The sequence below is a fragment of the Cytobacillus firmus DS1 genome (assembly GCF_000565285.1).
Taxonomy (GTDB): domain Bacteria; phylum Bacillota; class Bacilli; order Bacillales; family Cytobacillaceae; genus Cytobacillus; species Cytobacillus firmus_A.
Window position 1 is genome coordinate 389,443 of record NZ_APVL01000001.1, and the last position, 24,849, is coordinate 414,291.

The 24,849-nt window shown below is 42.6% G+C and carries 28 protein-coding genes, 1 pseudogene and 1 riboswitch; of the genes and pseudogenes, 20 read left to right on the top strand and 9 right to left on the bottom strand.

All coding sequences use genetic code 11. From position 1 onward, the window contains the following. Positions 1–2: 2 nt before the first annotated feature. Positions 3–1,199: an MFS transporter gene (locus PBF_RS01935; RefSeq protein WP_035326389.1), complete on the bottom strand. Its 1,197-nt coding sequence runs from the start codon at positions 1,197–1,199 to the stop codon at positions 3–5. A 54-nt stretch (positions 1,200–1,253) separates the two neighbouring features. After that, positions 1,254–1,682 carry a MarR family winged helix-turn-helix transcriptional regulator gene (locus PBF_RS01940; protein ID WP_035326392.1) on the bottom strand — a complete coding sequence of 143 codons (429 nt, stop codon included), beginning with the start codon at positions 1,680–1,682 and terminating at the stop codon, positions 1,254–1,256. Positions 1,683–1,842: 160 nt separating this feature from the next. Here PBF_RS01940 and PBF_RS01945 point away from each other — a divergent pair, with 160 nt between their 5' ends. The 3 genes from PBF_RS01945 (at position 1,843) to PBF_RS01955 (ending at position 5,548) form a co-directional block, all read left to right on the top strand. Next, complete coding sequence (locus PBF_RS01945; protein ID WP_035326396.1) at positions 1,843–3,228, top strand: alanine/glycine:cation symporter family protein; 1,386 nt, start codon at positions 1,843–1,845, stop codon at positions 3,226–3,228. 296 nt (positions 3,229–3,524) lie between these two features. Beyond that, positions 3,525–4,622 carry a carbohydrate kinase gene (locus PBF_RS01950; protein ID WP_035326399.1) on the top strand — a complete coding sequence of 366 codons (1,098 nt, stop codon included), beginning with the start codon at positions 3,525–3,527 and terminating at the stop codon, positions 4,620–4,622. 14 nt (positions 4,623–4,636) lie between these two features. Further along, complete coding sequence (locus PBF_RS01955; protein ID WP_035326402.1) at positions 4,637–5,548, top strand: pseudouridine-5'-phosphate glycosidase; 912 nt, start codon at positions 4,637–4,639, stop codon at positions 5,546–5,548. A gap of 217 nt (positions 5,549–5,765) precedes the next feature. Here PBF_RS01955 and PBF_RS01960 read toward each other — a convergent pair whose 3' ends face one another. Together PBF_RS01960 and PBF_RS01965 are read right to left on the bottom strand one after the other, a co-directional pair. Further along, on the bottom strand, positions 5,766–6,377 hold the full coding sequence (locus tag PBF_RS01960; protein WP_035326405.1) for a class D sortase: 612 nt from the start codon (positions 6,375–6,377) through the stop codon (positions 5,766–5,768). Continuing rightward, positions 6,378–6,719, bottom strand: a complete 342-nt coding sequence (locus tag PBF_RS01965) for a helix-turn-helix domain-containing protein (protein WP_035326408.1) — start codon at positions 6,717–6,719, stop codon at positions 6,378–6,380. Positions 6,720–6,976: 257 nt separating this feature from the next. Here PBF_RS01965 and tapA point away from each other — a divergent pair, with 257 nt between their 5' ends. The 8 genes and pseudogenes from tapA (at position 6,977) to PBF_RS25285 (ending at position 11,632) form a co-directional block, all read left to right on the top strand. Continuing rightward, a complete protein-coding gene (gene tapA, locus PBF_RS01970) occupies positions 6,977–7,795 on the top strand; it encodes an amyloid fiber anchoring/assembly protein TapA (RefSeq protein WP_081757212.1) in 819 nt (272 codons plus the stop codon). A gap of 2 nt (positions 7,796–7,797) precedes the next feature. Then, the gene (gene sipW / locus PBF_RS01975) at positions 7,798–8,370 is read left to right on the top strand and encodes a signal peptidase I SipW (protein WP_035326416.1); all 573 of its coding nucleotides are present in this window, start codon (positions 7,798–7,800) and stop codon (positions 8,368–8,370) included. Between the two features lie 88 nt (positions 8,371–8,458). After that, a pseudogene (locus PBF_RS01980) lies at positions 8,459–9,247 on the top strand (TasA family protein); the annotation flags it as partial. A gap of 417 nt (positions 9,248–9,664) precedes the next feature. After that, positions 9,665–9,877, top strand: coding sequence for a hypothetical protein (locus tag PBF_RS01985; protein ID WP_035326418.1), 213 nt, complete (start codon positions 9,665–9,667; stop codon positions 9,875–9,877). Between the two features lie 16 nt (positions 9,878–9,893). Continuing rightward, entirely contained in the window at positions 9,894–10,523 is a 630-nt protein-coding gene (locus PBF_RS24835) for an LPXTG cell wall anchor domain-containing protein (RefSeq protein WP_051488783.1), read from the top strand. Positions 10,524–10,528: 5 nt separating this feature from the next. Further along, positions 10,529–10,897 carry a DUF5658 family protein gene (locus PBF_RS27170; protein WP_430515276.1) on the top strand — a complete coding sequence of 123 codons (369 nt, stop codon included), beginning with the start codon at positions 10,529–10,531 and terminating at the stop codon, positions 10,895–10,897. A 71-nt stretch (positions 10,898–10,968) separates the two neighbouring features. Next, positions 10,969–11,220 carry a hypothetical protein gene (locus tag PBF_RS02000; RefSeq protein WP_035326422.1) on the top strand — a complete coding sequence of 84 codons (252 nt, stop codon included), beginning with the start codon at positions 10,969–10,971 and terminating at the stop codon, positions 11,218–11,220. Positions 11,221–11,364: 144 nt separating this feature from the next. Next, positions 11,365–11,455, top strand: a riboswitch (cyclic di-GMP riboswitch). A 30-nt stretch (positions 11,456–11,485) separates the two neighbouring features. Beyond that, complete coding sequence (locus PBF_RS25285) at positions 11,486–11,632, top strand: anti-repressor SinI family protein (RefSeq protein WP_081757213.1); 147 nt, start codon at positions 11,486–11,488, stop codon at positions 11,630–11,632. 100 nt (positions 11,633–11,732) lie between these two features. Here the strand turns inward: PBF_RS25285 and PBF_RS02005 are convergent, their stop codons facing one another. Next, positions 11,733–12,056, bottom strand: a complete 324-nt coding sequence (locus tag PBF_RS02005; RefSeq protein WP_035326424.1) for a helix-turn-helix domain-containing protein — start codon at positions 12,054–12,056, stop codon at positions 11,733–11,735. Between the two features lie 178 nt (positions 12,057–12,234). After that, positions 12,235–13,293, bottom strand: coding sequence for a tRNA 2-selenouridine(34) synthase MnmH (gene mnmH / locus PBF_RS02010; protein ID WP_035326426.1), 1,059 nt, complete (start codon positions 13,291–13,293; stop codon positions 12,235–12,237). Positions 13,294–13,666: 373 nt separating this feature from the next. On the opposite strand from mnmH, the gene PBF_RS02015 reads away from it, so the two are divergent. The 5 genes from PBF_RS02015 to PBF_RS02030 all read left to right on the top strand — a co-directional run bounded on the left by PBF_RS02015 (position 13,667) and on the right by PBF_RS02030 (position 17,331). Continuing rightward, positions 13,667–14,968, top strand: a complete 1,302-nt coding sequence (locus PBF_RS02015; RefSeq protein WP_035326428.1) for an FAD-dependent oxidoreductase — start codon at positions 13,667–13,669, stop codon at positions 14,966–14,968. Beyond that, entirely contained in the window at positions 14,965–15,402 is a 438-nt protein-coding gene (locus tag PBF_RS26685; protein WP_235192183.1) for a hypothetical protein, read from the top strand. The genes PBF_RS02015 and PBF_RS26685 overlap by 4 nt, the downstream gene beginning before the upstream one ends. A gap of 18 nt (positions 15,403–15,420) precedes the next feature. Next, the gene (locus PBF_RS26690) at positions 15,421–15,954 is read left to right on the top strand and encodes a class I SAM-dependent methyltransferase (protein WP_268745092.1); all 534 of its coding nucleotides are present in this window, start codon (positions 15,421–15,423) and stop codon (positions 15,952–15,954) included. 59 nt (positions 15,955–16,013) lie between these two features. After that, complete coding sequence (gene treR / locus PBF_RS02025; RefSeq protein ID WP_200869992.1) at positions 16,014–16,739, top strand: trehalose operon repressor; 726 nt, start codon at positions 16,014–16,016, stop codon at positions 16,737–16,739. Between the two features lie 76 nt (positions 16,740–16,815). Continuing rightward, complete coding sequence (locus PBF_RS02030; RefSeq protein ID WP_035326432.1) at positions 16,816–17,331, top strand: type 1 glutamine amidotransferase domain-containing protein; 516 nt, start codon at positions 16,816–16,818, stop codon at positions 17,329–17,331. Between the two features lie 327 nt (positions 17,332–17,658). On the opposite strand, the gene PBF_RS02035 is transcribed toward PBF_RS02030, so the two are convergent. Then, the gene (locus PBF_RS02035; RefSeq protein ID WP_035326433.1) at positions 17,659–17,889 is read right to left on the bottom strand and encodes a DUF1128 domain-containing protein; all 231 of its coding nucleotides are present in this window, start codon (positions 17,887–17,889) and stop codon (positions 17,659–17,661) included. 250 nt (positions 17,890–18,139) lie between these two features. On the opposite strand from PBF_RS02035, the gene PBF_RS02040 reads away from it, so the two are divergent. Together PBF_RS02040 and PBF_RS02045 are read left to right on the top strand one after the other, a co-directional pair. Further along, positions 18,140–18,520: a YtxH domain-containing protein gene (locus PBF_RS02040; RefSeq protein WP_035326440.1), complete on the top strand. Its 381-nt coding sequence runs from the start codon at positions 18,140–18,142 to the stop codon at positions 18,518–18,520. 19 nt (positions 18,521–18,539) lie between these two features. Continuing rightward, positions 18,540–19,364: a YihY/virulence factor BrkB family protein gene (locus tag PBF_RS02045; RefSeq protein WP_035326443.1), complete on the top strand. Its 825-nt coding sequence runs from the start codon at positions 18,540–18,542 to the stop codon at positions 19,362–19,364. Positions 19,365–19,708: 344 nt separating this feature from the next. On the opposite strand, the gene PBF_RS02050 is transcribed toward PBF_RS02045, so the two are convergent. Together PBF_RS02050 and PBF_RS02055 are read right to left on the bottom strand one after the other, a co-directional pair. Beyond that, entirely contained in the window at positions 19,709–21,631 is a 1,923-nt protein-coding gene (locus tag PBF_RS02050) for a heavy metal translocating P-type ATPase (protein ID WP_035326446.1), read from the bottom strand. Between the two features lie 213 nt (positions 21,632–21,844). After that, positions 21,845–23,023 (bottom strand): MFS transporter, encoded by a 1,179-nt coding sequence (locus PBF_RS02055; protein ID WP_035326450.1) that lies wholly within the window; start codon positions 23,021–23,023, stop codon positions 21,845–21,847. Positions 23,024–23,183: 160 nt separating this feature from the next. On the opposite strand from PBF_RS02055, the gene PBF_RS02060 reads away from it, so the two are divergent. Next, positions 23,184–23,567, top strand: a complete 384-nt coding sequence (locus PBF_RS02060) for an OsmC family protein (RefSeq protein ID WP_035326452.1) — start codon at positions 23,184–23,186, stop codon at positions 23,565–23,567. A gap of 134 nt (positions 23,568–23,701) precedes the next feature. Then, positions 23,702–24,844: an acyl-CoA dehydrogenase family protein gene (locus tag PBF_RS02065; protein ID WP_035326455.1), complete on the top strand. Its 1,143-nt coding sequence runs from the start codon at positions 23,702–23,704 to the stop codon at positions 24,842–24,844. The last annotated feature ends 5 nt before the right edge of the window (positions 24,845–24,849 follow it).

Genomic DNA, 24,849 nt, shown 5'->3' on the forward strand with positions numbered 1-24,849 from the left:
TCTTATAATGGAAGATCTGCTTCTGAATGAATGGTTCTTGGCTCTGTCTTTTTGCCATGAAGCAGGTAGTATATGAGCAGGCCAAACAGTGCGACTCCGGCAAGCATAAAATACAGCGAAGCGAAGCCTGTTTTTACCGCAAGGATTCCTAGAACATAGGATCCTAATCCGATCCCAGTATCAAAGAGGGTGAAAAAGGTTGAGGTAGCAAGCCCGCGTTTGGCTGGATCTGCCTGCTTGATGGCAACGGTTTGAAGACTCGGAACAATCGTGCCATACCCCAATCCGATAATTGCACCTGACAGCAGAAATACAAAGGTGCTGTTAGCCTGGCTGAGCAAAAACAATCCTGCGGCAAACAGAATAATGGCTGGATAAATCACCTTATTTTCACCGTACGTGTCAAACCAGCGGCCTGTAAATGGGCGGGACATAATGATGAACGCCGCATATACAACGAAGAAGAAGCTTGCAGCTTCAAGCAAATCCAGCTCTTTCGCATAAACCGAAATAAAGGAAAGAATTCCTGAGTACGCAAAAGCAAGGATGCCCGCCGAAACCGCAACAGGAACGGCATTCTTTTCGAATAAGCTTGAAAGTGTGAATTTCGGATGCTTGACAGAGGTTTCTGCGTTTTGAGGTATTTTGACAAAAGCACCCAGCGCTATCGCAATAAATGATAAAACTGTACATAATGCAAAAATCCATGTGAAGCTTGCGTATTGAACAATCGTCAATCCGGCAAACGGTCCAATGACCATAGCCAGATTCATGAACATGGCGTAATAGCCAAGCCCTTCGCCTCTGCGCTCATTCGGCACAATATCAGCCACAATCGCTCCAGTTGCCGTAGTAGCCATGCCAAATCCTGCACCATGAAGGAACCTTAGTGCTAAAAGAGCAGGCATAGAGTCCGCCCAAAAATAAAGAAGAGATGAGACAGCAAACACAATCAGGGAAGCTAGCAGAATCTTTCGCCGTCCAACCTCGTCAATCCATTTCCCTGTAAAAGGCCTGCTGATCACGGCAGCGATCAGAAAGACCGAAATAATCAGGCCCACCTGTGTTTCGTCCCCTTTTAAATCATCCAAAATATAAAGGGGAAGCGTTGTGAGCAAAACATAAAACCCCATAAACAAGAAAAAACTCGTAACAGAAATACTCAAAAAATCCTTCGTCCATAATGGCTGCTTCTTCATGTTGTCCTCCTAACAATGAAGTACCAGGTACCTATACCAATTTCGTGAACTGGTCTAGGTGCCTGGTACCATATTTTCTCTCATTTTTGCCATAAGTCTCATCATCGTGCTGATTTCTTCTTCTGTTATATTCTGCAGGACATTGCTTTCGCTTGATCTTACTGCGGCAAGCCAATTGTCGTATTCCAGTATGGCTGCATCAGTCAGTGAAATCAATTTTTCACGTTTGTCCTTTCCTGCCGTTCTGGCGATCCAGCCCGATTTCTCAAGACGGGCCAATGTCCTGGTCATGGTCGGAGCCTCAACTCCCAGATAAGAAGAAATGTCTTTTTGGGTGCTCGGGCCTCCGGTTTTCAGACGGTAAATAATTGTCCATTGAGCCGCATATAAACCAAGGGGCACCAGACTTTCATTAAGTACTTTGGAAAAATGGCGTGTAAATTGGTTAATGGAATGAAAAAATTCACTTTGATTAGGGTGCATTGTTTTCACCTGCTTAATATAGTTACCTAGCTAACTATATATGAAATTAAAGAATTTGTCTACCACACATACTTCTTTTGCTAACTAAATGTTTAACTGGCAAATAAAAGGGAATGGAATAACAAGGGCAACTGTGCATAACTATAAGGGGGAAATTTTTTTGGATACGTTATTAAAAGTCGTAGGAGATATTTCAGGATGGCTGTGGGGATATCCCATCATCCTATTATTAGCCGGAACAGGGCTGTATTTAACCTTTTTGCTTGGTTTCTTCCAGTTCCGCTATCCGGTATATATTTTTAAGCAGACATTCGGAAGTGTTTTTAAAAAGCCGAAGGGAAAAGGAACCGTTACACCGCTGCAGGCACTCACATCTGCACTGGCTTCCACCATTGGAGCCGCAAACATTGTAGGTGTGCCGGCAGCCATCATGTTTGGCGGACCGGGTGCAGTCTTCTGGATGTGGGTCATTGCGCTAATAGGAATGTCCATTAAGTTCTCGGAAAGTGTCCTGGCCATCAAGTACAGAGAAAAAAATGAAGATGGAGAATATGTAGGCGGTCCTATGTATTATATGACGAAGGGGCTGAACATGAAGTGGCTTGGTGTGATCTTTGCGTTCGCGCTGATGATTGAACTGATTCCAAGCATCATGGTGCAGGGAAATGCAGTAGCAGCTGCGGTTGGCGAGACTTTTAAGATTGATGGCCTTTATACCGGCATCGCAGTAGCCTTACTGGTTTCATTGGTTGTTTTTGGCGGGATTCAGAGAATCGGCAAAGTTACTGAAATCTTCGTTCCGTTTATGGCGCTCATTTATGTAGGAGCAGCTTTAGTGGTTTTATTTATGAATCTGGGCAAGCTTCCTGAAGTGTTGGAATTAATCTTCACTTATGCGTTTCAGCCGATGTCTGCAATAGGCGGCTTTGCCGGTGCGGCAATTGGGGAAATCATTCGCTGGGGATTTGCACGAGGATTATATTCCAATGAGGCAGGACTCGGAACCGCTCCGATTGCCCATGCGGCTGCCACTACTGACCACCCGGTGCGCCAGGGCTTCTGGGCGATTGTCGGTATTGTTGTGGATACGCTCATTGTGTGTACCGCCACAGCATTTGTGGTACTTTCATCAGGGGTGTGGACAAGGGAAGGGGCCATGAAAGATCCTTCAGCCCTGACAGCAGCGGCATTTACGGAATATTTTGGATCATTCGGAGGTATTCTTGTAGCTGTATCACTCGTATTCTTTGTCATTTCGACGATCATTGTCGTAGTCTTTTATGGATCCAAAATGGCAGAGTTCCTATTTGGCTCATTTGCCGGAAAAGCCATTAAAGTCGTTTACATTGCTGCCATTGTTCTTGGCTCAGTGGGAGCGGCGAAAACAATCTGGCAGTTCCTTGATCTGGCTCTTGCCATGATTTTGATACCAAACATCGTTGCTGTTCTCCTTCTAAGCAAAGAGGTTAAACAGCTGAAGAACGAGTTCTTTACTTCGGAAAAATATTATTTGAAGGATATTAGAAAAGACGATAAGGCTGCGTAAAAATGGTTCTCCCGCTAATGGCGGGGGATTTTTTTTTGAGATAAGAAAGTATATAATTTTTGAACGTCGATAACTGTCTAGCTCCAGCGCCTACCCCCTCGAGGTCACAAGCCAATCCTCCCAAAAAGGCAAAGAACGCCTTTCCGGGAGGCTCGTCTTGTGCTTGTCGGGGGTGGGCAAGGCGCTTGCGCTTTTCTTAATAGATAAAACAATTTTCGGAAAAATAACACTTGTGAGATAATTAAACAAAAGTTTATAATTTAAACAAAAGTTAAAAAAGACAGGGCTGATCCATTATGAACGATAAAGAATTATTGATTTTGCAGCTGATTAAAGAGGATCCATTTATTGCCCAAAACGAGCTGGCAGAAAAAACGGGACTCTCCAGGTCAGCTGTAGCCGGCTATATCTCTTCACTGACCAAGCAGGGGAAAATTCTCGGCAGAGCCTATGTACTGCCGCAAAAGAAAGAAGTGCTTTGTGTGGGAGGAGCCAATGTCGACAGGAAAATTCAGACAACCGGGCAGCTCCAATTCGGAACATCGAACCCTGCAGAAAGCTCCCAATCCTGCGGAGGAGTGGCGCGGAACATTGCCGAAAACCTTGGCAGGCTGGGCTGTGATGTCGGTTTGATGACCGTAGTGGGAGGCGATCCGGAAGGCGAATGGCTTCTGGAATATACGAAAGCCTTTGCTGACGTGACACCTTCACAATCCCTGGCAGGGTCCATCACCGGAACCTATACAGCAGTGCTTGACCTGGAAGGGGAAATGGCTGTGGCCTTAGCCGACATGTCCATTTATGAAAGCGTTACCAGAGAGTTTATCGAGAAAAAGTGGGGGTACCTGGCATCATCTGAGATGGTGATATTGGATACCAACTTTCCGCCAGGAGTTTTAAAACAAATCATCACAAGGTGTTACGAAGAGAGTATCCCGCTATGCATCACACCTGTTTCAGCACCAAAAATAAAGAATCTGCCGAAAAACCTGCAGGGTGTTACCTGGCTGATTGCCAACAAAAATGAAGCAGAAGCCCTGACTGGGATGGAAATCAGGAAGGAGGGAGACTTCTTTAAGGCAGCACAGGAAATGATCAATAAAGGAGTGGAAAAAGTGGTGATCAGCCGGGGAGATAAAGGGCTGATCTACTTTACAAGCACAGGTGAAGCAGGTGTGCAGCTGCCTCCCAAGGTGAAAATAGCAGATGTGACAGGTGCAGGGGACTCGCTTGTATCGGGCATTATTTTTGCCCATTTAAAAGGCTTAAGCACAGAGGATGCCTGCAAGATTGGCATGTCCTGCTCGATGCTTGCCCTGCAGTCCATAGAAACCGTTAATCCGAACCTGAACAACAAACGCCTGCAGGAAACATTCAAACAATATTTCGACTAAGGAGAAGTGACATCATGTTAGAAAAATGGCTTGAGTACTCAGAAGAAGTGTTAGAAGCAAAGAAAGCAAATAAACCGGTTGTTGCCCTTGAATCCACCATCATTTCACACGGAATGCCATACCCTCAAAATGTCCAGACAGCAAAAGAGGTGGAGGACATCATCCGCAAAAACGGTGCAGTTCCAGCAACCATTGCCATTTTAAACGGAAAAATTAAAATCGGTCTGTCAGATGAGGAGCTTGAATTCCTCGCCCAAAGCAGGGACGTTGAAAAAGCGAGCAGGCGGGACCTGCCGTATTTAGTGGCTAAAAAGAAAAATGGCGCCACAACGGTAGCGGCCACCATGATCTGTGCTGAGCTTGCCGGCATTGAAGTGTTTGTCACAGGCGGAATTGGCGGCGTTCACCGTGAAGCGGAAACGACCATGGACATCTCAGCAGACCTTCAGGAACTGGCGATGACCAATGTTGCCGTTATCTGTGCAGGGGCGAAATCCATCCTGGATATCGGTTTGACGCTTGAATACTTAGAAACGCACGGCGTTCCGGTCGTTGGCTTTGAAACAGATGTATTGCCTGCCTTTTACACACGCACAAGCCCGTTCAACGTAAACTACCGTGTGGACAATGCAGAAGAAGCAGCCGAAATGATCCGCACAAAATGGGAACTGGGCCTAAAAGGCGGCGTGGTTATTGCCAACCCGATCCCTGAAAAAGATGCCCTGGAAGAAGCGTTTATAACTGGGGTTATTGAAACAGCCTTAAAAGAAGCGAATGAAAACAATATCTCAGGGAAAAACGTGACTCCATTCCTTTTGGGAAAAGTGAAGGAATTGACAGAAGGCAGAAGCTTGACCGCGAATATAGCATTGGTGAAGCATAATGCCGAAGTGGGCTCGAAGATTGCTGTTAGTTTAAATAAGTAAAGGGATAAGCCAGGCTTAGAGAGTCTGGCTTTTTATATTGATAGAATGATAGCTGTGAGGATGATGGCTAAATATAATAGTAATCTTAAGAAATTGATCATCAGGATCCGTCCCTTCTGGAAACCCATATATTAGATGATATGTACAGGTTCTTATATGGGGGAAGGGTGTTTGTCTAGATGCAGTAAAAAGGGCACTTTCCTTGGGAAAGAGCCTCTTAATTTTGTATTCTTTTGGCATTCAGGATATACCGGGATGGTGCATTGCCCACATATGAGAAGGGGTAGCAGGTGGAAACAGTGAGAATTTCGATAGGAGCGGTGGATCGGATCACAGTGGTATCGTCTGCATCCACAATCTTGGAATCGGTAATTTCGTATGTGAACTCACCATATGGCATGCTGACTTCAAAAGTATCTCCTATTTGGAGTTCGCCAAGGCTGCGAAAGACTGTATCCCGATGCCCTGATAATAAAATCTGATCAGGCTGTCCTGGAAGTACAGTTGTGGAGTAATGGCCAACCCCTTTTTCCAGCTCATCCTCATCTGTTCCTTCTATAATGGGAAGTTCAGCTTCCAAGCGAGGGATCTTTAGAATGCCAATGGCTTCACCCTGCCCAAAGGAAACATCAACTGGCTGTTCTGTTTGGAGAACACTTTTGCTTTCTTTGTTCACTTCGCTTTGGATTCTTTCTTGTGCCTGGTCTAAAGAATCCTTGGTTTTCTTCTCCTGAGCGTACATTTCCTGCAGGGAAAACAGGACCAGACCACCTCCGATTAGAATAAGGAATGAGGCAGCTATTATCAGCAAACGTCCTCTAACCTTCAACTAAACGTTCCCTCCATTCATCTTCTTAAATTTAATAAACTCCAGATAATAAGCAAAATCTTCTTTTGTGATTCCCTCCCTGATAGCTTCTTTGACAAGTGAAACCCACTCTTCATCAAGCTTAGACAAGTCTGTAATTTCCTCTTTGTTCTCTTCCAGCAGATCCTCAAGATTAGCATCCAGTGTCCTGGCGATTCTCGATAAAACCTGCAATGAAGGGTTCTCCTGTATGCCTCTCTCAATGTAGCTCAAATACGATTTGGATACCTCTGCTTTTTCAGAAAGCTCATTAATCGAGTATCCCTTTTTGATCCTTAAACTTTTAATCCGGCCACCTATCATAGGCATAATACTCCCTTGTCATAAATTAAAAAGATGTTTTCATTATAACGAACAAACCGTTCAATAAAAAATACAAAATAGTGAGAATTCTTGAGATATCCTTAGAAAAAGAACGAAAAACGTTCTTTAAAACGAAAAAACGGCTGAATTTGGAATTTTTCAAAATAAGACGGATGGACTATACTCGATTTATTGGTTCGATAAAAAGAACGAAATTATAGTTATAAAAGAACAATTCTCTACGAGGAGGGTTTAATATACGATACACTCGTTTAAAGAAATTTGGTAAGAAGAATCGTGTCTTATGGATCTCACTAAAGTTATTTGGGGTTTGGTACCTGCTAATTGGGGGCTATGCAGCAATCGCTGGCCAGACGAATGCATATTTTACAGATTCAGAAGCTATAACCGGCGAAATGAAAGCGGGAATTTGGCAAAGTGCATTAAAGATTGATAAGACCAGTATTCAAGATGGCAATATATCTGCCTCAATTACTAATGTAGGAGCTGACATGGAGTCACTGGGACAGTATGAAGTGTATTACATAGAAACAGGAGACCCCCAAAGCGGACTTGAAGTTTCGAACGGTACTTTTCAGAAATTAAAAACTAACGATTTTGCCGAATTAAATTTTTCACCACAAGCGAACGGATTTTATAAGTTTAAAGTTTATCTGGAAAATGAAGAAGGTAATGCGGTTTGGAGTGACTCAATCGAGGTGGTAACTATTGAAACGGAAGAGCCGCCAGAAGAAAATCCGGAGAATGCTAAAGAAAATGAGCAGCCGGCTGTTACTGACCCTACTGATGAGAGTCAGGAGAGTGAAAATAATAATAGTGAAGAAAATAAGGTTACTACACCAAATGAACAAACAAATGGTGAAGAACCTGTAGAACCTGTAGAAACAGAGGTGAAGGAGTCAGATACAACTGAAGAAAGTGAAGAAGCTGCCAAAAGTGAAAATGAGCAGACTAAACAGAATACCGAAACTGCTGCAGAACAACAGGAACAGTCTTCAGAGCAAACCTCTACTCCTGGCGAATCTGAAAATCTGACAGAACAGGAAGGTAAATAAATGTGAAAAAAACATTAAAAATCATTAGCAGCCTCTTAACTGTAGTTCTCTTTATCAACTTAATTATCATGGCTTTACTGGTGATCTCCTCCAAAGCATCTGGAGGGGAACCTCAAGCCTTTGGATACCAGATAAAATCGGTTTTATCCGGTTCAATGGAACCAACTTTCCAAACGGGATCGGTTATAGCTGTAAAGCCTGTTGAAGATCCCAGTTTAATAAAAGAAAAGGATATTATCACCTTTGTATTGGAAGATGGAAGTCTTGCCACACACAGAGTTATGGAAGTAATTCATAACGGTGAAAACCTTTTATTCCAAACAAAAGGTGACAATAACGAAGACATGGATAGTCAGCCGGTTTTAGCTGAAAACGTAAAAGCAGTTTACACTGGATTCACAATTCCATATTTAGGATATTTCATAGACTTCGCTAAATCAAGCAAAGGGACAGCAACACTGCTAATTATACCTGGTTTAATTTTGCTGGCTTACTCAGCCGTTACCATCTATCAAGCAATTAGAGAAATAGATGGTCCTAAAAAAACAACAGAAGAAACAGAAAAAACAGCATAATCACGGTTGCATTCCTTGTGGAAACATGAGGATCAATATAAAAAATTACATACCTCGAAAATCGAGGGAAATTGAGGAGGATTCAGGAATGGGGATTAAAAAGAAAATTGGTTTAGGGGTCGCATCTGCGGCACTCGGTATTTCACTTGTTGGAGGAGGGACTTGGGCAGCGTTTAATGATGTGGAAACGTTAAGTGCTAGTTATGCGGCAGGTAAATTGGATTTAACAGCTGCAGATACTACTTCCACGGGAATTAATTTATCCAACTTAAAACCAGGAGATGTCTTCCAAAAAGAATTTGAATTAGATAATGTCGGTACATTAGCAATTAAAGATGTTCTGTTGAAGTTAACTCATAGTAATTTTGTAGATTATGTGGGTGGAGACGATACCGATATCTGGGGTAAAAACTCAGCAGCAGATTTCCTTAGACAGTTTACCATTACTGTTATATCCAGTGGTACTGAAGGAGGTAACGGTTACAGTAAAGATATAGTGAAGGATGTAAATTTATTTGACTTTATAGAAATGACTGCTGGAAAAGGTGTGCCGCCAAATGCTGGATCAGTAGATTCAAACTACTATGATGCTGAATCGGGGAGAATAAATGTAATCACAAAGACAGGTGCAGACCAAAGTTATCATGGTCTTCCAGTAAATCCTGATGATAAAGATAAGGTATTATTCACTATTAAATTTGAAGATATCGATGATAAAGATAATAAAGGCAGACAAATTCAAAATAAATATCAGGGTGATAGCATTACACTTGACTTTAACTTTGAAGCTCGTCAGTGGGGTGGCTTGACGATTGAAGAATCTCATGTTGACGAAGATGGTTATATCTCAGAGAATGAGAAGTCTCACAGTGAAGATGGAGCTGCTGTAAATCCTGGAGATGATGAGGAGCCTGGAGATGGTGGTGGGGACCCGACACCTGAAGTAACACTTACAGGTGTAGAGGTAGATGACGATTGGTCCACATATACAGAATGGTTCCAGAAAAAATACAAAGTAACTGCTACAGCAACATTCACATTCAGCGATGGAACTGTACTATCTGACACGAAATCTAAGAATAGCAATGCAAATAAACACGGTGAAACATTTACATTTAGTGTAAATCACCCAGTGACTGGAGAAGTAATTACTGAAACGAGAACTGTAAAATGGCCTGATGGTGGAGAGTAAAAACATAATAAGAAAGGCGGTAGGAGGATTCTCCTCCGCTTTTTCTAGCTGATTTCCCAAAAAAGCTGAGATGTATAAAATGATTTTATGAGAGGAAATTAGATGAAATCAAAAAAATTATTTCTCACAGCCATTTTTGCTTTAATTATTATTTTTTCAAATTCAAATATTGTTCTTGGTAACACCCAAAATCAGCTAGATATTGAAGCTATCCCAGAGGGGTTTTTATTTAACCTTTCAAACTTAAAACCAGGTGATCGCGCCATTAAAAGACTTACGGTTCTAAATTTAGGCAGCAGAAGACTTTGCTTATAATACAACAGCTAAATTTTTGGGAGGATCAGAGACGCTCTATAATCAATTTCTGCTTGTAATCAGAGATTCTGATGAAATTTTACATTCTGGAAAGTTAAAGGATTTCCATGGATTGTCTCCAAGGTTTTTAAAATCAAAGAACCAAGAGGATTTAGAGTTTCAAGTTGAATTCCCTTATGAGCTTGGAAATGAGTATCAGGGATTAGGATTCGAAGTAGAGTTTAAGTTTATAGTAGAAGATAATACGCCAACTCCAGACCCAGATCCAGACCCAGATCCAGACCCAGACCCAGACCCAGACCCAGACCCAGACCCAGATCCAGACCCAGACCCAGATCCAGATCCAGACCCAGATCCAGATCCAGACCCAGATCCAGATCCAGACCCAGATCCAGATCCAGATCCAGATCCAGACCCAGACCCAGACCCAGACCCAGACCCAGACCCTGATGAAAATGATAGCGGCAATCCGCTGCTTCCACAGCGCCCAATCACGGATGAGGATTTAAAAAAGCCTGTAAAAGGTCAAATTTTACCTGCAACAGCTACAAACCTGTATAACAGTCTACTGATTGGAGGCATATTGCTGATAGGTGGAATAGTATTATTTTTTATACAGAAAAGAAAAAGAGAAGATGAGTCTTGACCTTGATGGATTCGAATTATCAAGGTCTAGATTTCTTATATGCTTCCTCTAGAGATTATAAAGTGGTGAACTTATTGAAAGGATTATTTTTATACCTGTCTTTTTTAAATTTTATAGATGGGACATTTACTTTTTTAGGTCTTCAATTTTCCATTATTGAAGAAAGAAACCCCTTAATGGCCTATCTTTTCATTTTGGATCCAATAGTATTCCTTGCTTTAAAAATTAGCCTCTCAATTCTACTATGTATATTTCCATTGATTAATTTTATCCCTTCATATTCAATTGTAAAAGTTCTAATTCTAGGTGCCTCTGCATTATACACATTTGTTTGTTTCATACATTTTATCTGGATTATTGAGCTGATTACATAATAGCCAAAATGAAGCATCAAGTAAGGATTTCATAAATAATATATGAAAAATAAAATACCAAGGGGTGTCCCATGTACCAAAAAAACTGTACGAAATGCCATAACCCATCTTTCAGCAGCACTGAAATCGGAGAGTGGCTGTGCCCGGTTTGCGGAAATGATTTGACGAATGAAACTTTTCTTGATGCAATGACACGGGAACCGGTCCATATTATCTATAAGAAAAAGAAAATTTCGCACACATATTCTCTGCAGGAAATTAATAAGAATTATAGGAAAAGAATCGGCCATTCTTACTATTCTAAACAGAGAACAATTAACTGATAAGTGAGGTTTTTGAGAGATTCTTGTCGAAAAATAAATAAATTTAATATTAAAATAATTAATTATATTTACAAAAAAAGACACCATTAGCAATACGCCCATAGTAGAATACATCTATGGAAAATATTTCTTTGAGCCGATAGGCGCAGAAAAAGGCAAACTCATTGAAAAATGAGGACGCAAAGTCACAGGTCTAAGGTATTGGGAATAATACTACGATGGCTGGATTGCCTGGAATACGATACGTATCCTGGGGGGAAGAATTTTGACAGAGCAAAATATTAAGGTCGAAGAAATTGATTTGGAGTGGCTGCAGTTAATTATGGAAGCAAGAAACTTAGGCCTGCAAAAGGAAGAAATTAGAGAGTTTTTACATAATAACAGAGCCAAAGAGGTTCTGATCGAAACTTAAATATCCGGTATTGCTAAGTATTTCTGTTAGAGGCATCTCTAAATGGAAATGCTTTTTATTTTGCCAAAAAAATAAGCCCGTGCATCCAGGCTCATTGCAATTATGATTTTTGTCCGCTTTTCCACTTATTAAAATCCAAAAACTCCCGAAATTGCTCCTTGGAAACCCCAGACTCCATCGCTTCCTTCACAATTTTCATCCATTCTGAATCCAGATCTTCCTTGTTGATCTGCTCATGGATCAAATGGTCCACAGGAACATTCAGGACACCTGCGATTTTTTCAAGAAATTGAATCGATGGGTTGGTTTGCAGGTTGCGCTCAAGTGAGCTTAAGTATGATTTTGCTACACCGGCCTGGTCTGCAAGCTCGGATAAGGACATTTTCTTTTCCTGGCGAAGTTTTTTTACACGATCACCGATCATCGTATACCACACACCTTATTTTGTATGTAATAGGATTATATCATAATCAGTTCCATATTAAGAACGTTTTGTTCAATATTATTATCATCATACCACAGTGTCAACCGATTTAAATAGATAGTTATCACAGTTTTATAAAAATATATCTTTTGTCGCTCTCAAAAAGTAATGCTCCGCGTCATAAGACGGGAGCATTTTGCTTCTCGATTATTTGAATTACCTGCTGTGCAGCTGCTTCCACATCATCGGCATTCACATGGTGGAATTCGCCCTCATAGTCATGCTGTTTAAAAGCATAGCGCGGATCGTAATAGTGTTCTAATAAAAGCTTGATAAATAGCCCGTAGTTCTCAGCTTCAACTGATTCATCCAGCTGCTCGCGGATTTCAGTATCCTTCAGACGTTTTTTAATAAACATGAGACTTTCATCCACTTTCGGCTTGAACCATTCTTCTTTTTGATATGGTTCCACATAGTCCCTCAGAATACGCTGTACACGGGATTCTATGCTGGCAAACATATCAATGTGGATTGCGGTTTTCTTAGTATCAAGCAGCTCGTCCGGCTGAACCACCTTGCCTATTCGTTTGCTTTCGGCTTCCATAATAATATAAGGGGAACCTTTAACCTCAGAAAGGGCTTGATACAAAAGTGCATCAAATGTTTTCTGTGTGCTGCCATCCCCCATGCCAAATGAACCGAAAATCGAACCGCGATGGCCTGCCATTTCTTCCAGGTCAATAACAGGGTAGCCTTTTTCGCTTAACACCTTAAGCACATCCGTTTTCCCGACGCCGGTCATTCCATGCAGCACAACTGCTTTTTCAGGAATCAGGCTTGCTGTGTTTTCCAGAATATATTGACGGTACGCTCTATAGCCCCCAATTAAACGGGGGATTGAAACGCCCGCATATGTGATAAAAGTAGTAACCGCTTTGCTGCGCATTCCGCCCCGCCAGCAGTATATGACAGGCTGTAAGCCATCATTTTTCAGGTCTCTGATTTTCTGCATCATGGATGGAATTTTAGGTGAAACGATTTCCATCGCTCTCCACTTAGCCGCATCAGATCCTTCTTTCTTATATAGTGTTCCGATTTCCACACGTTCTTCATTAGTGAACAGCGGCACATTGACAGCACCGGGAATGCTGCACTCCTCAAATTCAATTGGAGACCTGACATCGACCGGAACTGCGTTTTCCATTTGGATATATTGTTCGACTGCTATTTCTCTCATTTTATTGCCTCCAAAAAATAAAAGTGAAACTCCAATCAGTGGGGGTTTTTCCGCTGATTGGTTAGTTGAACTAATCGGGCCTTACGGGCAGTTTCGGCCCCGGTTATTCAACTTTGAATTCTACTGCAGTTTTAAGTGGGGATCTTACTGCCCGTTAGACTGCGATATTGCTATATATCTCCCTATCAGGAACGGTAATTAATTTGACTCTCTCTATTATACAGGATTTTGAAATTATAGGTGTCTATCACAATCATACTCCTATTTTCAAAAGTTTGTTCTTATAATTTTTTCCAGACATTGTAATATCAGCATATCCATTGGTTTTGCTTTTTAAAAAGGAGGTTAAATAAAAGGCAAAGGTGGTGGAAACATGTCCTTGAATACAGAGGTTGCAATTGTGGGCGGAGGAATTGGCGGTTTGACGCTCGGGTTGAAGCTGGCTCAAGCCAATATTGAGGTCACCGTATTCGAGAAGCTGGATGCCCCCTCTTCCGTTTATAAGGGAGAGCTTCTGCAGCCGAAGAGCCTGAAAATTTTTAAACGGCTGGATGCTTTGGATGTAATCTGTGAGAATGGCTTTTCATTTTCCCGAATTGCGTTTGAGGAAGGGGAAAAAGAGTTTAGCATGGATTACAGCATCCTTCCGGGAGATTATAAATACGCGCTTATGATCGAGCATGAAAAGCTTAAAGGAATCCTTCTGAATCAGGCGCTTCAATATCCAAACTTCCATTATCTGTCAGGTTCCCTCGCGAAAGGTTATGACAATGGCGAATTAATGGTTGAGCGGAAGGATTTAAAGGAGCAGCTGACAGTGAAGGCTGACTTTTTTATAGGCGCTGAAGGAAGAAACTCCATTACCAGAAAAGAAATGAACAGCAAAATTAAAAAGATTGAGTACAATCATCAATTTTTAACTGTCACCTTCCCACGGCCACAATCATTGGAGGAAGGGAAAATCATCTCTAAGGATGAGCGGTTCCTCGGATTATTTCCGCTGCCGGATGCGAAAGTACGGTCTGTCTATTTAATTCCGGAGGGCACGTATAAGGAGCATCTCAAAAAAGGAATTCACTATTTCCATAAAAATTATTTAGAGCTTTTTCCTGAATTGGAAGGGTATGTGACCAGACTGAAAAACTGGAGGGATATTCAGCTGATGATTCCGACAGCCTTTTATGCAGATAAATATGTGGCTGGAAAGCTTGCTATCCTTGGCGATGCAGCCCATACGGTGCACCCGATGGCAGGGGAAGGCATGAATATGGCGATTCAGGATGCGGATGTGCTAGGGGAATTGCTTGCAGAGATGTATACGAGGGGAAGAATTTTGCCGGACAAGCTTAAATGGTATGAAAAAGTCAGGAAGCCACGCGCTGAAAATATGATCAGCCTAAGCCATTTATCCGCCATAGCCTATTCCTATTCCAATCGGGTTATTACAGGAATACGCCGCAAAGGGCTGAAGCAGATCGAAAGAGATAAAACCCTGCAATATAAGCAAATGCTTAATGTTTCAGGTCTTGGATATTGGTCAGAGAGCCTTTGGGACCGATTGATTCAGGCAGGAATGCTGCCGGCAAGAGAAACAGAACTATCAGCTGCCGATAAAAGCCATTATTTTTATACAGAAAAAGACGACTATCCCTGGAAGAAGGTTGAACAGCCATGATAAATGAATATGTGAGATTACTAAAAGCACGAAATTGGATGAAAAAGAACCAGCCGTTTTTATACAGCTGGCATGCATACGTGGGCTTTGAGCTGGACTTATTTTCACAATTCCGCAGCTGGAGAACGGTAAAAGAGGTGGCCTCAAGCAGAAATCTTCAGGAGGAGCTGCTTTTAAGGTGGGTGGAGGTGGGGCTTTCGATCCGCCATTTGAAAAAGAAGGGGAAGGATAAAATCAAGACAGCATCTAAATTCAGCCTTCCGTCCACGCCGAAAAACCCCCGTTCCACAGGAATCATCCTGAAGGAAATGATGGAATTGCATATCCCGACTTTACTCTCTTATCCAGAACTGCTCCGTTCCAATAAGAAGAACACTTTTGACCATGAAGAGCATGGACCGACTGTCGCGAGAACTTCATCACTGCTTGAATAGCTTGCACTTCCGCGGCTTATGAAAACCATTAAGAAAAACAAAATGGAAAGAATTATCGACATTGGCTGCGGGGAAGGCGGCTATTTAAGCAGAATCAGCCAGAAGTTCCCCCATGCAAAACTGGCGGGAATTGAAATTAATGAAGACGTCGCAGAATCAGCCCGAACCAATTGCAAAGACATTCCCAACATTAATATTGTGACAGCAGATGTTCATGAATACTCACCTGATCATCAGGCTGATTTAATTATGGTCAACAACCTGCTGCACTATATCCAGCCGGAGGATCGCAAGCAGCTCTTATCCCGATTGAAAAGCTGGCTTAGCCGGAAAGGATCCATTACCATTATCACACCCATTCTTCATTCAAAGAAAGGAGAGGAGTTTTCAAGTGTGTTTAACAGCTTCTTTTCTGCCTTTGAAAATCTATATCCAACGCCGACTGAGGAGGATATCCACCGTCTCGCTAAAGAGCTGAAGCTGAGAGTGAAAACCTTCAAGCCTGTCGTAACTGAAGGCGGCTGGTATTTTATCCAGCTGTCCAACCGATAATTCAAAGCAAGCCCGTTTAATGGTAGAATGGTGTTAACTTGACTGAAATGGTGATTGAAATGAGAAATAATAAATACTTAGTGATTTATGAGGAGCTTGCACAGCAAATACAGGAAGGTAAGTATCCCGCCAGATCCATTCTGCCATCTGAACATGAATTGACGGAGATGTATTCCACTTCCAGGGAAACCATCCGCAAGGCCTTGAATTTGCTTGCACAAAACGGCTTTATTCAGAAAATCCGCGGAAAAGGCTCGATGGTCCTTGATTTAAAAAAGCTGCAGTTTCCCATATCGGGTCTGGTCAGCTTTAAAGAGCTGGCCGGGAAGATGGGGCAGCGTGCTGAAACGATTGTGGACGAATTTTCGCTTATTCAGCCTGATGCAGAAAAGATGAAGCATCTCCATATTGATAAAGATGAAAAGGTCTGGAAAGTCTATCGGGTCCGGAAAATTGAAGATGAGCGGATTATTTTGGACAAGGACTTTTTAATTGAGAAATATGTCCCCGGCTTAACGAAGGACATATGCCAGAACTCTATTTTTGCCTACATTGAGGGCGATCTCGGCAAAAAAATAAGCTTTGCCAAAAAAGAATTTACAGTGGAAGAACCCACTGCTGAAGACCGCAGGCTTCTGGATATGGAAGGATTCCATGCCATTGTCGTGGTGAAAAATTATATTTATTTCGATGATGCCACCCTTTTTCAGTACACAGAATCCAGGCACAGGCCGGACAAGTTCAGGTTTGTTGATTTTGCGAGAAGAATGGACAGCGGAGTGTAACATGCTTTTTTACGTTTAAGATTGTTCATTCAGGGAAATCTCCTTATGTGAAGATTTTTAAAAGGAGATGGTATAGATGAGTAAAAAAATCGCATGCTTAATTACCGAGATGTTCGAGGATAGTGAATACACGGAACCTGCTAAAGGCTTCAAAGAAGCAGGACATGAAGTGGTTACAATTGAAAAGGAACAAGGCAAATCCGTTAAGGGCAAACAGGGTGAAGCCACTGTTCAAATAGATCAGAGCATTGATAACGTTAATCCACAGGACTTTGATGCACTGTTCCTGCCAGGAGGCTTCTCGCCGGATCAGCTACGTGCTGATGACCGATTCGTCCAATTTGCGAAATCATTCATGGACGAAAAGAAACCAGTCTTCGCGATTTGCCACGGACCGCAGCTGCTGCTGACAGCCAAGACTCTCGAAGGCCGCGACGCAACCGGCTACAAATCCATCCAGGTTGACATGGAATACGCAGGAGCCAAATTCCAGGACTCAGAAGTCGTCGTCTGCCAAAACCAGCTCGTCACAAGCCGCCAGCCGGACGATATTCCAGCATTCACACGTGAATCGCTTAAATTGTTAGGTTAATGAAATGGACAGCCCTCTGCCTGATTGGTAGAGGGCTTTTAATATTTGAATAATGGATTTTTGAAGGGAATATTATCCATTCGCGTTTTGATTTCCTAAATTCCTTATTAATACCGTGCTGATAGGAGCGGAAGGGCTCGACTCCTGCGGGAGCAGCGGGAAACGGGAGACCCCGCAGACGCAAAGCGTCGAGGAGGCTCCCGGGCCGCCCGCGGAAAGCGAGCCCCTGCAGCGGAAATCAGCACCCAAATCAACAGTTGCACATTAAGTTTATAAGGATACTCAAGTCCAATCAAAAAAGCAGCCCTCAAAAGGCTGCTTACATAATTACTTATTCTTCCTCAAATTCCCAAGCTCTTCAACCAAAGCCTGCATTTCATTCGGGCTGAACGAATCCTTTTTCATGACAAGATCATAAATATCCTTCAATTCCTCATACATTTCCTCATCAAAATGTGAAGGCTTAATAGCACCTAAATTCAAAACCTTCAGCTTCTCCTTAATAGCCTCAATCATGAACTCCACATTCTCAACCGATTTCTCCGATAAATTATTCATTACAGACACCCTCTCTTAGCTATGTATTAGGACGAACACACTTTTCTTATCATCTTTCCACGATATCAGCAAAATGTCAACTTAAATTAGGCTTGCATGTACCAAGGAAATTAGTAGAAAATAAAGGAGAAGTTTGTACAAATTACATATGATAATAAAGGAAAAGGACGAGTCAGGTTTCGTTAAACGGAAAAAAGGGAAAAATTGAATAAAATTTTCATATAATAATTTTACTAAAGGAGAATAAAATATGGGGAAATCATTGTTTTGGAAAGGTGTACTATATGGAGCACTTGCAGGCGGTGCACTGAGTCTTCTTGATAAATCCACAAGGGAAACCGTTTTTGACAATTGCCGGAAAACGTCCAGCAATGTCGGCTATTACTTAAAACACCCAAGTGAAGCGGTGAATCAGGTGAAGGATGTTTCCAACAAGGTCAAAACAGCGATTGACCAGGTTAGTGAAGACGTCGCTTTTATTACTGGAACAGTTGAAGAAATAAGAGAGATGGCACCGGAAGTAACACAGATTGTTCAGAATACAAAGCAGGCCTTTTCAGATATCAAGCTGAAGGGATCAGGTGAACTGCCGGAAAAACCGGCTGACGATTCGGTTCAGATTCCGCATTAATAACAAGTGAGGTGTTGGAATGGGACGAACTTTTTCGGCTCTGATTCCAAACTTATGGAGAAGAGTAGAAGAAGATGATGTTTTTGGACTTGCTGCCCAATTGGCGTATTTCTTTCTTCTCTCTCTTTTTCCGCTGCTGATTTTCCTGGTCACGCTTGTTCCTTATTTGCCGATCACACAGCAGGATATCTTAAATGTTGTCCGTGATTTTGCACCGGGAGAGACCATGAAGCTTATTGAAACCAATATCTATGAAATTACGCAGCGAAATGGAAAGTTGCTTTCCTTCGGGATCATCGCGACGCTCTGGTCCGCTTCAAATGGAATCAATGCCGTGGTGAAGGCCTTTAATAAGGCGTATGACGTAAAGGAAACCCGTCATTTTATTATTGCACGCGGGATGGCGATTCTGCTCACGTTTGCGATGATTTTTGTGTTTGTACTGGCCCTGCTTCTTCCTGTTTTCGGAAGACAGATCGGCTTGTTTATTTCTTCGGAATTTGGTTTGTCAGGCCAATTTCTGGCGATATGGAATATGATCCGCTGGTTAGTGAGTCCTTTCATCCTTTTTGTGGTGTTTACAGGGTTGTACTGGATTGCCCCCAATAAAAAATTAAAGTGTATTAGTGTTGTGCCTGGTGCCATTTTCGCAACTGTCGGCTGGGTGCTGTCCTCCCTTGCCTTTTCATACTATGTCAGCAGCTTCGGCAATTTCTCCGCGACATATGGAAGCATTGGAGCTATTATCGTCCTTATGATCTGGTTTTACATATCCGGTATTATCATCATTCTGGGCGGGGAAATCAATGCCATCAATTCGAAGATCAATAAAGAGGATTGCTGATAAAAGTTTCCTTCTTAAAAAGTCCCTCTCCGTTACACAATAGTAATGGGGGAAAATGAATTCATTGGAGGGAACCGATATGACAAAGCACACGAAAAAAGACGGCGGCACTAAGCAAAAAGGCAAAAACAAACCAAAACAAAAAACATCCGGTTCTGCTAACGGGCAGAACGGCTATCATTAAAAAGAAAAGCGGAAGCGCCTTCGGAACAAGCCAAAAACGCTTGTTCCTGCGAAGACATCCAAGGAAGCTTTCCCTTGGTGCTCACCCCCGACACCTCGAAGGGGTAGGTTGCTTGCGCCAGACATAAAAAAGCCTGGGAATCTGAATTCCCAGGCTTTCCTTATGATCTTAACAGCCTCAGGCTATTTAAAATAACCAAAATGGTTGAGCCCTCATGGCCGATTACTCCATAAGGCAGGTCAAGCAGCTGCAGGAAGTTGGAAGCAATCAAAAACATAATAACTGTGATGGAGAAGATGACATTTTGTTTGATGATGGTATTCATGCGCCGTGACAGTTCAATGGCTTCTGCGATTTTCGGCAAGTCATTTTTCATTAAAACCACATCAGCCGTTTCAAGCGCTACATCCGTTCCTCCACCCATGGCGATTCCGACATTGGCAGTGGCCAGGGCAGGGGCATCATTAATTCCGTCACCGACCATGGCGACATTGCTGTATGTTTCCTTCAGCTTTTTCAAATGCTCCACTTTGTTTTCAGGCAGGCATTCGGCAATATGCTCATTGACATGGCTTTCGCCTGCAATTGCTGCTGCTGTTGTCTGGCTGTCTCCCGTCAGCATGATCGTGTAGATTCCCTGTTTCTTTAAAAGGTCAATGGCCTGTTTGGTTTCCTCTCGGACAACATCCTTCAGGGAAATAAGGCCGATGATTTCATCGTTTTTCTGGACAAATACAACCGTCTTTCCTTCGCTTGCCATGCGGTCGGCAGCTCCGTCTGCAAATGCCATGGCCTCTGTTTTACCGACAAAAGAAGCTTTGCCGATTTTCCATTCATCATGATCAACCTTTGCTTTGACCCCAAATCCGGTAACATCTTCAATGCTCTCCGGATGGATGAGGGTCTCTGATAGTGTGCTCTTGGCATATTTGACAATGGCATTAGCCAGCGGGTGGTTCGAATGACTTTCGATGGATGCGACCTTTAGAAGCAGCTCCTCCCTGGAAATACTGTCCCCGGCTACTACATCGGTTACTTCTGGTTTTCCTTTTGTCAGTGTGCCGGTTTTGTCAAAGGCAATCGCCTTAAGATGACTCAGGTTTTCAAGGTGCACACCGCCTTTAAAAAGGATGCCGTGTCTCGCTCCATTCGAAATGGCTGACAAAGTCGCAGGCATGATGGATGCTACCAGGGCACAAGGTGATGCAACAACAAGAAGGATCATGGCCCGGTAAAAGGTTTCTGTCCAGCTCCATCCTAAAAGAAAGTGTGGAGCAAACATCATAAGAACAACAACAGCCAAAACAATTTTGACATAGGTCCCTTCAAACTTTTCAATGAAAAGCTGTGAAGGGGATTTCTCGCTTTGAGCTGATTGCACAAGCTCAATAATTTTTTGAAAAAGGGTTTCGTTATTCGGTTTTGTGATTTCAACTGTAATCGATCCGTTTAAATTCACCGTCCCGGCAAATACCTGGTCATCCGCCCCTTTGGAAACAGGCAGTGATTCACCCGTGATGGCAGCTTCGTCCAATGAGGAATGGCCTTTTACGATTGTTCCATCAGAAGGAACCCGCTCACCAGGCTTGACAAGGATTAAATCCCCGATTTCCAGCTCGGAAACATGGACACGCTTCTCGGAACCGTCTGTGATCCTCAGGGCTTCCTCAGGCTGCAGCTCCATAAGGGAAGAAATTTCTTTATGGCTTTTGTTCATGGTGTAGGTTTCCAAAGCACCGCTTACTGCGAAAATAAAGATCAGGATTGCACCTTCTGTCCAATAGCCGATAATCGCTGAGCCGATTGCAGCAAAAATCATCAGCATTTCAACATTCAATTCTTTATTCTCGATGGTTTCTTCGATGCCTTCTTTTGCTTTCGCAAAGCCGCCGATTATAAAAGCCAGCAGGTAAGCGGCAATCGATGCGGTTTCCATAGCGCTTCGGTCAAACAGCCAGCCTGCCAAAATCAATACACCGCTCAGAAGTGCGGCAATTAATTCAGCATGGGGTTTGATTTTTTCTAAAAGATTTTCTTCAGATCGCGTGCTATTTTTAAGCAGGGCCTTTGCCTCCATACTCATCATTTGTCCTCCTAAATTTGTTTTATTGTTCTTCAATTGTCTTATTGAGAAGAATAATCACATTCAATACCCCTAAAAAACAACGAAAGCTGCCACCAAATAGGTGACAGCGTTAAAATCAGTAATGCAGCTAGCATTATGCAATTATGGTATTCTATTACACTTATATTACTATATAGCCTATGAAAAGAAAAGCTAAACCGTTACGTAAAGTTAAAATGACTGGCTTTTCTCCAATACCTGCCCTTTGTGCCCAAAAAAGGTGACGGCACCAAAAATAATCAATAGCATCACACTGATAATGTTGAAGAAGCTGATCGTCTTGAATATTTCAATGAAAAGGCCGCCGAAGTAGGGGCCAATCAGGCTTCCGATGCTGAAGGCTACGCCGCACAGCAGGTTGCCTGTTGGAAGCAGGTTCTTTGGCATTAAGTCTGCCATATAGGTGATGCCGAGTGAAAAGGTTGATCCGACGGCCATGCCTGCAATGAATAGACAAATGGTCAGCGCAAGCACGATTTCCTCGAGCAGGCTTGCTGCGACAAAGCTGATAAACCCGATAAAAAGAACACTCATTAACACCTGGCGCCTTCCAAATTTATCACTCATGATGCCTAAAGGAAGCTGGAATAGGATGCCCCCGATCGCAAATGAAGTCAGCAGCAGGGAAACACTTGAAACTTCGAGCCCGATGCGCAGACCATAGATGGGAAAGCTGCCGTTCAATGAAGCTTCAAGAAACCCGTAGCCCATTGCCGGCAGGAAGGCAACCCAGCCATATTTTGTGGCTTTTGAAAAACGCTTCATTGTTTCTCTGAAAGAATTAATTTCTATGGACTGTTCAGGGAAGTCATTTTTCAATGTGAATAAAAACAGCCAGGCAATCAGACATAGAATAGAAGAAATGATAAACGGCATGGTTTCATTGATTTTGACAAGCGGTGCCATTAATGGACCCACTGCAAATCCAACTCCGAAGAAAAGTCCGTACAGGGAGATATTCCGGCCGCGTTTGTTTTCCGGAGAAAAGGATGTGATCCATGTTTGCGTTCCGAAATGCAGGGCATGGTCGCCGATTCCGATAAGAAGCCGCAGTATGAACCAGAACCAAAAAGATTTCCACAGCGGAAAAAGCATGAGAGATACAACAACTAATAATCCTCCAAGGATAATGACCGGCTTGTAGCCGTATTTTCGCAATGGATATTCCATAAAAGGCGAAATGAGAAGGATTCCGATATATAAACCTGTTGCATTTAAACCATTCAAGCTGGAGGAAATGCCGTCATTTTCAAAAATAATGGCAATTAACGGCAGCAGCATTCCCTGGCTGAAGCCTGAAATGGCCACAATGCTGATGAGTATCCAAAAGCGCATTGTTTCTTTATTCATAAAAAAACCTCTTTTTCTGACGTGAAATATAAATGTCTCCTAAATGATGGTATCGGGAATAAGTTATCTTGGCAAGAGTAAGTTTATGGTCATAATAGTTTTGTTTGAAAGCAAAATAGTGTAATCTCTACTAATAATAAGATAAAAAGGGGCGAATACCATGGAATTTAAAATGAAGGAAGAAGCAGGCTTCTATGCCGATTTGCCATTCGGACGCCTGGATGTGGCCGGGGATGAAGAGTATGGCTTCAGGCCGTACCAGCTGCTTGTCGCTTCACTGGCTGTTTGCAGCGGCGGTGTTCTGAGGAAAATCATGAAAAAAATGCGCATGGAATTTGAGGACATCCAAATAAAAACCAGTGTAGAAAGAAATCCTGATATTGCTGACCGTGTAGAGAAGGTACAAATTCATTTCATCATAAAAGGAACTGATTTGAATGAGGCGAAACTCCACAAAGCATTGGATTTGACCAGGAAGAATTGTTCAATGGTGCGCTCAGTGGAAGGAAGCATTGAAATAGAAGAGACATTTGAACTTATATAACACACAGACAGGGAAGGGGATGCCTCTTCCCTGTTTTTTAATACAGGCGTACTTTTGTGAAAGGCGGGAAAATAATAGTATAATAATTCCTATAAAAATAATAAGAATTTTACGTAGAAACGAGGTGCCCCAAATTGAAATTCCAGGACTTAAAAACCGCCGAAGAAAGAATCGGGCTTATGGAGGAACTTTCGCAAAAATTTTTAGCAAGAGCAGCTAAAAATGATGAAGAAGGCCTTTTTCCGTTTGAGAATATTAAAGAACTAAAAGAATCCGGCTACACTTCCCTGACCGTCCCTAAACAATACGGGGGAAAAGAAATCTCCCTTTCTGAATTTCTGCATCTCCAGGAAAAGATAGCTGAAGGAGATGGCTCCACCGCCCTGTCCATTGGCTGGCATATGGGGATTATCAAGAGCCTTGGCGAGAAAAACAACTGGGAAGAATATGTATTTAAAAACCTTTGTGAAGACGTAAAAAAGGGTGCCCTAATGAATAACTGTGCAACAGAACCGCAGACGGGCAGCCCGACAAGGGGAGGCAAGCCCGTTACCTCTGCACGAAAAGAGGGGAATTCCTGGATCATTAATGGCCGGAAAAGCTTCACAACCATGGCCCCCGTGCTGGATTACTTCAATGTGAGCGCAACGATTGAAGAAAGCGGGGAAATAGGAAACTTTTTAATTCCGGGAAAATCCGCAGGCCTGGAGATTGAGGAAACATGGGACAGCATAGCTATGAGAGGAACTGGAAGCCATGACCTTCTTTTAAATAATGTAAGGGTGAAGGAGGATGCGCTTGTTGAGATGTTTCAGCCCGGCAAAAAAGGCGCTGCCGGCTGGCTTCTCCACATTCCGGCCTGTTATTTGGGCATTGCACAGGCTGCACAGGATTATGCCATTACCTTTGCAAAAGATTACTCCCCAAACAGCATAAGCGGTGCCATCATTGATTTGCCCAATGTTCAGCAAAAAATTAGCGAAATGGAATTTGAACTGATGAGAGCACGCCATTTCCTTTATTCAGTTGCAAAAAAATGGGATGAAGCAAACGACGAAACGAGAAGCGGGATGCAGCCTGAATTGGGAGCGGTCAAGCTGGCTGTAACGAACGCGGCCATTACAGTAGTCGATTTGGCCATGCGGGTGGCAGGTGCCCGCAGTTTATCAGTAAAAAATCCGCTGCAGCGCTATTACAGGGATGTGCGTGCAGGCCTCCATAACCCGCCAATGGATGATATGACAATTCAGGCATTAGCAAAAAAGGTGATAAAGTAACGAGG